The organism is Limosilactobacillus portuensis (genome assembly GCF_014838735.1).
GTDB classification, from domain to species: domain Bacteria; phylum Bacillota; class Bacilli; order Lactobacillales; family Lactobacillaceae; genus Limosilactobacillus; species Limosilactobacillus portuensis.
Genome location: NZ_JABUXQ010000015.1, coordinates 41,926 through 53,499, shown reverse-complemented (window position 1 = coordinate 53,499; position 11,574 = coordinate 41,926). Strand labels below are relative to the sequence as shown.

Below are 11,574 nucleotides of genomic sequence, written 5' to 3'. Positions count from 1 at the left end.
TGGATCTAATTTGCTACTCCTTCTTTTACTATTTCTCCTTTTATCTGCATGATTCTGCGTTAAATAACGCTTAATAGTTCTCGGATCACAATTATATTTGCGGCCTAAGGCCGCATAATTTGGTTTGATTTTGGTCATCTTGAATAACATTAACTCCTTTTTCAACTCTGATTTCATACAATCACCTCAAATAATTGATGAAACCAGTATAAAAAAATGTAGGAAATCCGACAATTTCAAATCGGTGATTTCCTACATTTTAAAACCGTTGTTAACAGCTGGGTTAGCCTTAATTGCGTTTAACCAATCTTGCGTACCATAAGTTACACTTGATTAACCAGAAACAGCAATCGTGACTGGCATTTGATCAACATAGAAACTTGCTCGTGCATTACTTGCTTGCTTCCAGTCATAGTTACTTGAACCAGTTAAATCTTGCAACTTCTTTAAGACTTGTGCAGATAACTTAACTTGATAATGACCAACAGCACCTGGTTCTCTCACGAATTCAAGATCACCATCACTTAAAGTTACATTGGCGTAAATTTGCTCAGCATCATTATCTACACTGCCATTATGCACTGGAGCAGTGATTGAAATTGAGTAGCCATTATTGCCACCATAATTAATGGTTGCATTTTCACCATATTTAATATGTTCAGCACCATTAATTGAGATAAAGAGGCATTAGATCAACTTTTAGCTGTTAAATGGACGCAACTTTCCACAACCACCACTTCAAAAAGTTCAACGCACACTACGTACTCATAGGCAATAGATATTTACAATAGTTTCAAATATGATACCTATACTAACGGACCTGTTGAAGAAACTAATAATAAAATTAAGGTAATTAAGCGTACAGCTTATGGTTTTCGTAACTTTTTCAATTTTCGTGTTCGAATTCTTATATCATTAGCTAATTCATATATCGCTATTAACTGGAAAAATAAGCAAGCAGCCCATACCAAATTCCAGGCACGAGCTGCTTAATAAAACTTATTCTATTTTCGCATCAGTACTTCTTGACGAAGAGGCTATAAATAATACAAAAAGTGCAGACACTCACCATTTTTGATGAGTATCCGCACTTCTTTAGTTCAGCACTTTTAATTAAGTTATGTCTCTCAAAGGGGGGGGAGAAATGATGTTATCTTAATTATTTATCAGCTTTGCGTTTCTTATCGTGACCCGCGAAGCCGAAGAGACTTACGAAAGCAGCAAGACTCAAGCCAGCTAATGCACTGAACTTAGAAGAATCATTACCAGTTTGTGGCAATGTCTTCGCTGGTTGCTGACTAGTACTGTTAGTTGCACTATTTTGTGTTTGACCAGTTACGTTTTCGATTACTGAACCGTTATTAATTTCAGTACCGTTTTGATGATCAATTGAACCATTACCGGAGTTCGTGTTTCCGCCATTATCGGGGTTTATAGCATCTACATGAACATTAATAGTTACTTCATAGGTAGTTCCGTCTGGGAAGTGAACTTCAACTACACCAGTGTGATCACCAGGAGTAGAAACATCAGGCTCTTGCTTCCAAGTGTAAGTTGTTCCATTTGGCATCTGATCTTTGTTCTTAATTGCATCTGCAGGGTTAGGGAGTTGACCTTGATCAGTTGTAATATTTTGTCCCTCAGGTGCGGGAACATTAACAGTTACTGTAACCGTATCTTCTGAACCGTCTGGATAACGAACAGTAATTGTTTCAGTATATGAACCAGGCTTCTTGACATCTTGTGCTACTTGGTCTGGGTTTGTCCAAGTGTACTTGGTGCCATCGGGGAGATCAGCCTTGTTCTTAATACCGTCTGCTGGGTCTGGGACAACGCCAGTCTTGGTGTTTACATCTTGACTCTCTGGCGTGTACTTATCCGCATCCGTTGCTGGATTAGTGACGTGGATGGTTACGGGAACTTCGTCCTTCGAGCCATCTGGGTAAGTTACCACAACAACTGCTGGTTCCTTACCTGGAGTTGTTGTGTTTGGAGTAGTTTGCCAAGTATAAGTTGTACCATTTGGTAAACTACCAGGGTTCTTGATACCCTTTTCAGCATCAGGAGTTTCGCCGACCTTAGTTGAAACGTTTTGACCTTCTGGATTATGGTCATCCGCATCAGTAGTTATCTTGATTGAACTTGATGGAACATTAACGTTTAAGTAAGTTGGGGTGCCATTAGCATCCTTATCAGTAAAGGTAATCTTGATTACGCCGCCTTGGCCTTGTTCATTAGGCTTAGTTGCCCAAGTAGTAGTCGCAATTTCATCAGTTGGGATGTTGTTGTCTACTAATTGATTGAATTGTTCACCAGTTAAATCTGAACCAAGGGCAACATTAACTGGCGTCGTAGTGACATTCTTAGCACCAGCACCCTTAGCATCAATGGTAAATGGGTTAGTAGTTACAACACCATTCTTTGAGCCTAGGATGTTATTAGCGGCATCATTGTTAGTGAGGTCAATCTTAATAGTATTATTTTCAATTTGCTTACCAGCTGCAGTTGCAGTCGTAACATTAGTATCTGGAGTTATAGTCCAGCTAACAGTTGATGGATCAATTATAATTGGAGTTGCCGTAGTTGAAAGCTTACCATCTGTTAATTCGTAACCTTCTGCAGTTACAACAGTTGATGGAGAAAGAACTTGTGAATTTTCAGTAGTTTCGTGAGCATTAAGTTTAGAAGTATCAACAGTAGTTACAACTGCACCATTATCACCCCAAGTTACAGTTTGTCCTGCCTTAGTAACGATTACTGGCACAGTAGTTTCATCAGTGCTCTTATCTGGGTAAGTTACAGTTACTGGAACATTGTAAGCACCTGGAGTTACATCTGTACCTGGTTTTACAGTTACAGTACCAGTTGATGGATCAACAGTAGCCCAGGCTGGTGTATCGGTACCAGTAGTAAAGGTAGTACCAGTTGGAGCAGTAGTGTCCTTGCCAGATTGGTCCGTAAAGGTTGGATTATCAGTAGCACTTTGACCTTGTTCAACAGTTACTGGTTTATATGATGGGGTATAAATACCTGCCATCGGTTCTGTAATGTTTAATGGAATATTTACAAAGTCTACTGTTCCATCTTTATATGTTACTTTAGCCCAAGCTGACTTATCAGCTGTCTTAAGATCACCAGTTGGGTTTTGTGGCTGCGCATAAGGAGTTTGATCAGCAGAATTCTTGCTTTCAGTTGGTTGAATCATCAACTTATTCCACTCAGCTTGGTCGGTTGCTGAATTGTACCAACTAACTTTGCTAATAATATTATCAAAGTTAGCAATAGTTTCATTATTAGGACCAATCAAATCCTTAATACCATCTTTGGCATTCAAGTCATTAAGAGTTTGTGTTGTAGTACCATTAATAGTTTGAACCTCTGGTTGATATTTATCGGCATCATTAATTGATGGTGTTAATTTACTCCCCATTGCAATACGCTGTGGACGCCAGTAGTTAAAGTTGTTCAAGAAACTATTAAGTTGCATTGCTGCTTCGGTAGTATTTACATGGTCTTTGTTATATTCTTGATCACCTTGGTTGGCCGCCATCTTAACAGTTGCATTAGAATTGTAAAGTGTTTGAACACCATTATGTGCAACAACATGATTTGGAGTCTGATTTTTGCCTAAGAAGGTACCAGAATTATTACCCCATTGGCTTTGAGTTTGAACAAGATCAACATACCAGGCATAGTTTGGTGTCGCTGTCTTGTTGCCTTGATCCCATTGAGCAACTGGAGTTGAACCTTTAATAGTAGTCTTATTATCAACAGCTTCTAGACGAATTAAAGTACCACGTGTTTCGCCAGTCCGTTGTAAATTAATATATTTCGGATCATCAAATTGTATAATATCATTAGCACTAGTACCCCACATAGTAATTAGACCGCTAAATGGAGCACTAGGTTCAGTTCCATACAGATAAGTGCCAGAATTATCTTGTAAATCTAGCGTTGAACCTTCACCATTAACAAATTTAAGGGTCATATTTGTACCTAACCCTTGACCAAATGAAATTAACGGAACCAAAGTCTTATTAGTATTATCCCGAATAACTGTTAGGTTACCGTTATTAATAATATGTCCTTCTTGAGCTGAGACTGGTCCAGAAACACTAGAATTAGGTCCTAAGAAAATAGTAATTGGTGCTTGGTGCGTTGAGTTACTATTAGTATTTTGATTAACAGGATCATTTTCTGTTCCATCGGCTTGGTTATCTTGTTTAGTATGAATAGTAACATCGGCGCCAGTACCGATTTCAAGATTTTGCGCAAAAATGGCAGTAGAGTGTCCGTTTGCCATGTTAGCATTCAAGTTACCATTAACAACTAAACTACCGTAACTTGGTTGACCGGCAGCTGATTGCCTACCAGCCCAGATTCCGCGCATATTCGCGGATTTAGAATTTAGATTAACAGTTGCTCCTTGATTAATCACTACAGTATCAGCATCTTGTGAAGAAGCACGAACCATCCAGTTATTTTGATTTATTGCACTACTACTTTTATTAGCAATGTTCCCATCTACATTAAAAGTCGTAGTTCCTGAATTGAAATTAACTTTATTACTATATACTGCATTAGCGGAGGCGGTATTAATATTACTTCCGCCCATTACCATATTAGTAAGAGTAATGGCATTATCACCAGTAAAGTTAACAGTTGCGGTACCATTAATAACATTAGATCCGCCATCAACTGTAAAAGTAGATCCATTAACGTTAACCGTATTACCCGTAACTACATTATTAGCTGCATTAGTAATAGTAGTAGTTACGTTATTCAAATTAACAGTCATACCATTAGAATAATTATCAACTAACGGACGATTAGCTAAGTTGGCTGTTACATTTTCATAAGTTAAAACGTCCTTGGAAGAAGTTTTATAAAAAGAAATCGGCGCGTAGCTTGATGAAGCAGCATCAATTGTTAAATCTTTAAATGTTAAATTCCAAGTCTTATCAATATTTTTTTCATTTTTAGCTTGAAGAGCTAAAGAGTAATTTCCAAAAGTAATTTTGTGGTTATTACCATTAATATCTACCGTACCAGCTGACCCTTGAGAATCAAGGTATAAATAATTTTTGTTTGATTCAGTTATCCCTGATGGTCGCGTTCCGTTTGCAGTATTATTTACAACAATATCGCCAGTAATATTAATTGTACCAACATTACCGTTATTCATTGCATTAACAAAGCCTTGCCAGTCTGATACATCTTGTGATTGAGTACCACGCAATACTTTTGGTTGAGTTTCTTGAGTAGTGGCGGTATTATCTGCAGGTGTCTGACCCAATGAGGCTAAAACTTGTAATTTATTCTGATAATTTTTAGCTACTTTATCTGCATACTTATCTGCTGCTGAACTTGGGTTAGTATTTTCTGCTGTCTTTACAGTACTATCTTCCTTTTGAGCAGGAGTAATAGCCTGGTTTTCCTTTATCTGGTCCTGAGCACTTGTATTTGCTGCCATTTGATTTGATACAGGAGTTGCATTTAAACCTTGTGTTGGAGCAACTGGTGTCTTCAATGGAACTGTACTTGGACTAGCATTATTATCATCATCAGTTGATGATTCACTAGCTGGTTGCGTGCTACTTGCTGGTGTATTATTTGCATCAGCCGATGCACTCATCCCCATAAATGTAAATCCAATTAAGACAGAAGCAACTCCTACTGTAAGTTTTTTAATCGCAAACCGCTGTTTTTTCGGCTCTTGCTTGCGAAATTGTTCCTTTCGATTATTTTTCGATAACATACAATTACCTCCCTCGTATTCTATAAGTAAATCCTTACGGATTTTGCTACATTACATCTTGTCTTCTGGTCACCGCATGATAACCTCTAATTATCATTGGCTTTGGTCAACTGGTATAGGTTATTATCTCCTGTAGTTTTAACTACTTAAAATAGTCTGCCGCCCAGGCAATCAACTAATTTTCGAACTCACATGCTGTATCGATTAGAGAATCGACTAATTCAGAGTAGGGTTAGGTGCAGCTTTGATTCTCTAACCAATGAATACTGATACTTGCGAGGATGTCTTTAGTGATTGTAATTAGGGGCTATCATGCAGTGATCAGATTAAGACCAGTAAATTTTAGTGAAAGGAGGCCATTCCAATGAAACTTTGTGTCGGTATTGACGTTAGCTCAAAAGATTTAGTCACTTCAATGATTTCTGAAGAAACATGTGAAGTTGTTTTTCAAGGGAACTTTGTTAATGATTTGAAAGGCGCAACCGAATTAAAGACCATTATTATTAACACGGCGAATTCAAATCATCTCGACCAAGTTGTGATTGGCATGGAAGCTACTTCCATTTACAGTTTTCACCCCGCAATGTTTTTTCAAGAAGATCAAGACCTTAAGAAATTCGATACTCAATCAGTGGTGATCGATCCAAAGAAAACTAAGCGGTATCATGATGTCTTCGCTGAAGACAAAAATGATCAAATTGATGCTTTTTATATTGCGGATTTCTTACGTGTTGGGCGTTATTCAACGGGGATTGTTCTCCAAGAAAACTATATTGCCCTACAACGATTGACGCGTTCCCGGTATGAGCTTGTTCAAAGCTTAGTTCGCGCCAAGCAACACTTTATTGAGAATCTATACTACAAGCTCAATAAACTAGTGATTTCTGATGAACTTAATACCTCAGTCTTTGGTTCGACGATGATGAGTCTGTTAACCGAAGATATGACCACTGATGACTTACTTAATACTTCAATTAACGATTTAGCTGATTACCTGAATGAACACGGTCGGGGTCGCTTCGCGAACCCTGAAGCCTTGGCAAAAACGATTCAAAAAGCAGTTCGTGCTTCTTATCGTTTAGACAAAGTAATTGCTAATTCAGTTGATACTGTTCTCTCAGTTTATGCCGAGGAAATTAAAGCTTTTCAGAAAATAATTAAAGGCCTCGACAAGGCAATTGAAGAAGTAATGAAAGTCATCGGTAAGGAGGAAGAAGTTCTGCGTTCAATTCCCGGAATTGGACCAGTATACGCTGCTGGTATCCTAGCTGAAATTGGTCAAATTGACCGATTTGATAATGAAGCTAAACTAGCTAAGTACGCTGGGCTTTCCTGGAAAGAAAAGCAGTCGGGAAATTACGCTAGCGATAATACACCGCTTAAGAGAACTGGCAATGCTTATCTCAGGTACTACTTTGTTGAAGCTGCCAACCGGGTTAGGATCCAAGATCCAGTTTTCGGCAAGTATTACCAACGTAAATATAAAGAAGTGAAGCGTACTCCATCTAAACGAGCCCTCGTTCTTACCGCACGTAAATTAATTAGGGTGATTTTCTTCCTACTCAAAAATCATCAAATCTATCAGGAAAAGAGGTAATTGGTATAGGAAGATAAAATGATTCTCGACGCTTAAGTTTTAAAACACCTTGGTATCAAGGCTTATTTAAGTGCGCCCAAAATCTGGTCAAGACAAGCTAGTCAGTGATAATTTCATCTTGACTTATTACCACATGACTTAATTATAATCTATAACCTAAATTTTTAGGTTACATCATGAATTATACGAGTTTTTTTTTTTTTTCAATAGGCAAGCCTCGCGGATACTTATAGGATGATTGCGAAAGTAAGGTAATCGAAAAATCAAGAAATTTTTAGGTTATGTCCGTATAATTGGTGTAAATTCTAAATAGGACTTTGTGAAATCTGAAAGGAACTTCATTATGCCAAAGGTTGAATTAAATTTAGAAGATGACGAATTAAAGGAACTATTACTAGGTGATCGGGATAAGGCCATGCAATCAATTATGGCCAAGATACTTGATGAAATTCTTAAGTCCGAAGCGACTGAGCAGATTAAAGCTAAGGCTTATGAACGTTCGGATGAACGAACCAATTCACGGAATGGTTATCGGGTTCGTCAGCTTACCACCCGCGTAGGGTCTCTAGAACTACACGTTCCTAAACTCCGTCATGGCAATTTTTCAACACAGCTGTTCAAACGCTACCAGCGTAGTGAGCAGGCCTTTGATTTGGCATTAATGGAAATGGTAATCCAAGGTGTTTCAACACGTAAAGTAGCTGAGATTACTAAGAAGTTATGTGAGACAACCTTTTCTAAAAGTACGGTCTCGGCTTTATGCAGTAATTTGGACGACCAAGTACTGGATTTTAACCGACGTCCCCTTACGCAAAAGTATGCTTTTGTGTATGCCAATGCAATTTTATTCAAGGTACATCGTGGTCACGTTGTGACAAGTAATAGCTTACTCGTTGCGATTGGAATCGACCCTAGCGGTCGTCGAGAAGTGCTCGGTTTTGATATCGGTGATAGTGAATCAACAGCTTCATGGATGGACTTCTTTAGTGAACTTAAACAGCGGGGCCTTACTAACGTTGATATGTTTGTTTCAGACGCTCATTGTGGCTTAAAGGATGCGCGATCACTACGCAATTTCAGGGTAGTCTTTGGCAGAGATGTCAATTTTCATTTTAGTAATGACTGTACAAGCATTCTGGCACTCAAGGACCGTAAAGAAGTTGCTAACCGACTCAAAGATTTATTTAATGCTCCAACGTACGACCAAGCGGTTGAACGGCGTGACCAATTGGTTAAAAATTGGCAGACCGAGTTCCCTAAGGTGGTGAAGAAATTAGAAAATAGTTTTGACGAATTAATGGTGATTTACCAGCTCCCAGAGGAGCTAAGGAAGCGTCTCCGGACGAATAATACAATTGAGCGGGTTAATCAAGAAATCCGTCGTCGTGACCGTGTAATCCGGATATTCCCGAATGATCTAAGCGTCTTGCGACTAATGGGAGCACTACTGATTGAACAGCATGACCGTTTACCACGGGATTGAAAAAGATGACAATTTAGAAGAAGCCGGTATGCTTAAGCTTGTGAAATGATAAATTCGCGGAATTTAATTTACACCACCATTTTGGACTTGCCCCCTCGTCCGTCTTCAGGTAAAGGTTCCTCTGAGTTAGAATCAAGAAATCGTAATAACAATTTACCGGTTTCTTTATGGCGGTAGTGATATTGGTTTTTCAATGAGGGCTCTTGTAGTAGTTGTCTTAAGATTTCCTTCAAGTCGATATTTCTTGCTAATACATCTAGGATTAGGGCTAAGTTCTTAACCTGTCGGCGGTCTTGGCGCATTAATTGAAGGTGTTTAGCGAAGCTATCCGCGTCAAAGGATTCTAGGTTAGCTAATTCTATTGTATGCAAGTAATCTTGAAGCAGACCTTTATCATAAGACTTAAGTAGCTTGTCTATTAGCTGCTTTTGGCTCATCACTGTAACTAAATAGCTAAGTGCCTCAAATGTTTTCTGAGCATTAAACTTTTCAAAATTAATTTGGGCTAGTTTAATTGAATCTCGTCTATCGTTTACGGGGAACTTATTATTATCGCTAAAATGTTGGGTAAGCTGTCCTTGAAGTTGTTCCAATTTCATTAACATAATAACAGGGTTATCGATTGTTATCTGATCAGTGTCATTTTCCTTAACCAGAGAAACATTATCAGGCCAAACAACCACACCAGTTTTTAAATTAACTACATAATTAGCTAGCGGTTTTAATTCTGGATATTGAGCTAGCACCTTCTTATTAGACCGGATCGCATTAGCCGTGGCAATCGCTTTATCTAGCTCTTTCCAGCGACGGACTTGCTCGCCAAATTCTTTGATGAAGATCTCTTTATTCGTGTTAAAGTAATGCCTTTCATTATCAATGTCGATCGCGATAGCATAATACTTTCGGTCTTTCGATTTTAATGGACTTTGGTAATCTTCATTTGAAACGTTAACAGATGAAGATTTAGGCTTATTAGGTACCAACTTTCGCAAGTTCTTACTCTCTAAATCCAGATAGTAAAAGCGCTCAATCTTTTTATTGGCAAATAGTGTTGGGTAGTTAAATTTTAATTGCGGAAATTCTGTATTCATCCTTTGAATTGTTTCCCATTGGTAATGATCGCTCTCTTTCCGCGTAAAGTGGTGTTTAGTAGTCCAATAATTTTTGTTACCCTTACTAGAACGATAGACTAGTTCAAATGTCATTTTATTTCTCCTTTGAACGTTTGTTCGCTAAAATATATTTTAGCAAATTTGTTCCTCTTTTTCGAACGAATATTCGTAAAAGTACAAAAATTTAAGCAATGGTTGGATATTCTTAGCTGATGCATTATCTTTTTTAACTTCTTTCAATTTTCTTTCTTGATCTTCTTGCCAACTCACTGCGCTTCTGGTAATATAATTCATGTTGTGCGACACAACCCGTCAACGGGAAATAGCTCAGCTTGGTAGAGCACCTGGTTTGGGACCAGGGGGTCGCAGGTTCGAATCCTGTTTTCCCGATTAATCTAAGAGTCATTCCTCTCCGGGATGGCTTTTTTTATTATAATAGTAGATAAAAGTATATATCAGGTGGAATGTAAAATAATGGAATCAGATAAATATCTAAGTTTAATTCAACAGGAACTTACACGGCTTCCTGATTATGTAAATGAATACTATCTGGGAACTAATCATGCAGTTACCACTACTTACCAGTATTTAACGGAGATCCGGCGCTTTTTTGATTGGCTTCGGATCAGTGGTATATCTGAGGCAAAGAGCAATACCGAAATCCAAACTGATGAACTTGCTAAGCTACGGCGAAATGACATTATGCTGTACATTGATCATCTTGGCCATACCACTAATGCACAAGGTCATTTAAACTCCCCTACTTCCATCAATCGCTCAATTAATGCCTTACGTTCACTATTTAAGTATTTAACAGTGACAGCTGATGTTAATGATGGTGAACCATATTTTTACCGAAATGTGATGCTCAAGATCGATTCATTAAATGATACAAAGACGTTAAACTACCGTGCGCATACTTTAGCGTCTCACATGTATCGTGGAGAAATGAAATTCGACTTTATTGATTTTATCAGTAACCAGTACCCGCAAATGTGTGATAAGCGCGCGTTACCGGCATATAAAATTAATAAAGAACGCGATATTGCAATTATCACCCTGATTCTTGGTACTGGGGTTCGTGTCTCAGAAGCTGCTAACGTTAACCTGGCTGACCTGAATTTGAAACAGAACTTACTTGATGTCGTGCGGAAAGGTGGGCAGAAGGATTCTGTGCCAATTGCACCATGGGCAATGCAGTACATCAAAGCATATTTGGAAATTCGCGCAAAACGATACCACGCCTTAAAAAAAGATACTGCCCTATTCCTTACTGTTTATCATGGTGAAACCAGGCGAATGACAGCTAATGCAATTGAAAAAATGGTTAAAAAATATTCAACTGCCTTTGGTCATCCGCTGACCCCGCACAAACTTCGCCATACCCTTGCTTCGGAAATGTACAACATCACCAAAGATCAGGTGTTAGTTGCCCAGCAGCTAGGTCAGAAAGGAACTTCCGCGACTGACCTCTATACTCACGTTGATCAGCGAAAACAGCGAGAGGCACTTGACGAAATTAGTAATCATCCAGAAAAGGAATGAAGTTATTGGCGCTCTTTGAAAAGACTGTTAAAATAGAGTTTGAATATAATAAACTAAAGGCTTAGGTGAGATTTAAAAG

General features: G+C 38.4%; 6 protein-coding genes, 1 tRNA gene and 1 pseudogene. 5 read left to right on the top strand and 3 right to left on the bottom strand.

The features are described 5' to 3' along the window. Positions 1 to 333: 333 nt before the first annotated feature. A complete protein-coding gene (locus HUK49_RS06365; protein WP_328797261.1) occupies positions 334 to 654 on the bottom strand; it encodes an MBG domain-containing protein in 321 nt (106 codons plus the stop codon). A gap of 168 nt (positions 655 to 822) precedes the next feature. Between HUK49_RS06365 and HUK49_RS11250 the strand changes: the two are divergent. Beyond that, a pseudogene (locus HUK49_RS11250) lies at positions 823 to 993 on the top strand (transposase); the annotation flags it as partial. 166 nt (positions 994 to 1,159) lie between these two features. Here the strand turns inward: HUK49_RS11250 and HUK49_RS06355 are convergent. After that, positions 1,160 to 5,758: a Rib/alpha-like domain-containing protein gene (locus tag HUK49_RS06355; RefSeq protein WP_191913084.1), complete on the bottom strand. Its 4,599-nt coding sequence runs from the start codon at positions 5,756 to 5,758 to the stop codon at positions 1,160 to 1,162. Positions 5,759 to 6,122: 364 nt separating this feature from the next. Here HUK49_RS06355 and HUK49_RS06350 point away from each other — a divergent pair, with 364 nt between their 5' ends. Together HUK49_RS06350 and HUK49_RS06345 are read left to right on the top strand one after the other, a co-directional pair. After that, entirely contained in the window at positions 6,123 to 7,355 is a 1,233-nt protein-coding gene (locus HUK49_RS06350; protein ID WP_191913083.1) for an IS110 family RNA-guided transposase, read from the top strand. 343 nt (positions 7,356 to 7,698) lie between these two features. Continuing rightward, on the top strand, positions 7,699 to 8,838 hold the full coding sequence (locus HUK49_RS06345) for an IS256 family transposase (protein ID WP_191913082.1): 1,140 nt from the start codon (positions 7,699 to 7,701) through the stop codon (positions 8,836 to 8,838). Between the two features lie 68 nt (positions 8,839 to 8,906). On the opposite strand, the gene HUK49_RS06340 is transcribed toward HUK49_RS06345, so the two are convergent. Continuing rightward, the gene (locus HUK49_RS06340) at positions 8,907 to 10,043 is read right to left on the bottom strand and encodes a hypothetical protein (RefSeq protein WP_191913081.1); all 1,137 of its coding nucleotides are present in this window, start codon (positions 10,041 to 10,043) and stop codon (positions 8,907 to 8,909) included. A gap of 223 nt (positions 10,044 to 10,266) precedes the next feature. On the opposite strand from HUK49_RS06340, the gene HUK49_RS06335 reads away from it, so the two are divergent. Beyond that, positions 10,267 to 10,340, top strand: a tRNA-Pro gene (locus tag HUK49_RS06335). An 84-nt stretch (positions 10,341 to 10,424) separates the two neighbouring features. After that, positions 10,425 to 11,495 carry a tyrosine recombinase XerS gene (xerS, locus tag HUK49_RS06330; protein WP_191913080.1) on the top strand — a complete coding sequence of 357 codons (1,071 nt, stop codon included), beginning with the start codon at positions 10,425 to 10,427 and terminating at the stop codon, positions 11,493 to 11,495. Positions 11,496 to 11,574 lie beyond the last annotated feature (79 nt).

Bases quoted from the DNA above. Each gene is read 5' to 3' on its own strand.
- xerS (WP_191913080.1), top strand. From the start codon at position 10,425: ATGGAATCAGATAAATATCTAAGTTTAATTCAACAGGAACTTACACGG.
- HUK49_RS06345 (WP_191913082.1), top strand. From the start codon at position 7,699: ATGCCAAAGGTTGAATTAAATTTAGAAGATGACGAATTAAAGGAACTA.
- HUK49_RS06350 (WP_191913083.1), top strand. From the start codon at position 6,123: ATGAAACTTTGTGTCGGTATTGACGTTAGCTCAAAAGATTTAGTCACT.
- HUK49_RS06340 (WP_191913081.1), bottom strand. From the start codon at position 10,043: ATGACATTTGAACTAGTCTATCGTTCTAGTAAGGGTAACAAAAATTAT.
- HUK49_RS06355 (WP_191913084.1), bottom strand. From the start codon at position 5,758: ATGTTATCGAAAAATAATCGAAAGGAACAATTTCGCAAGCAAGAGCCG.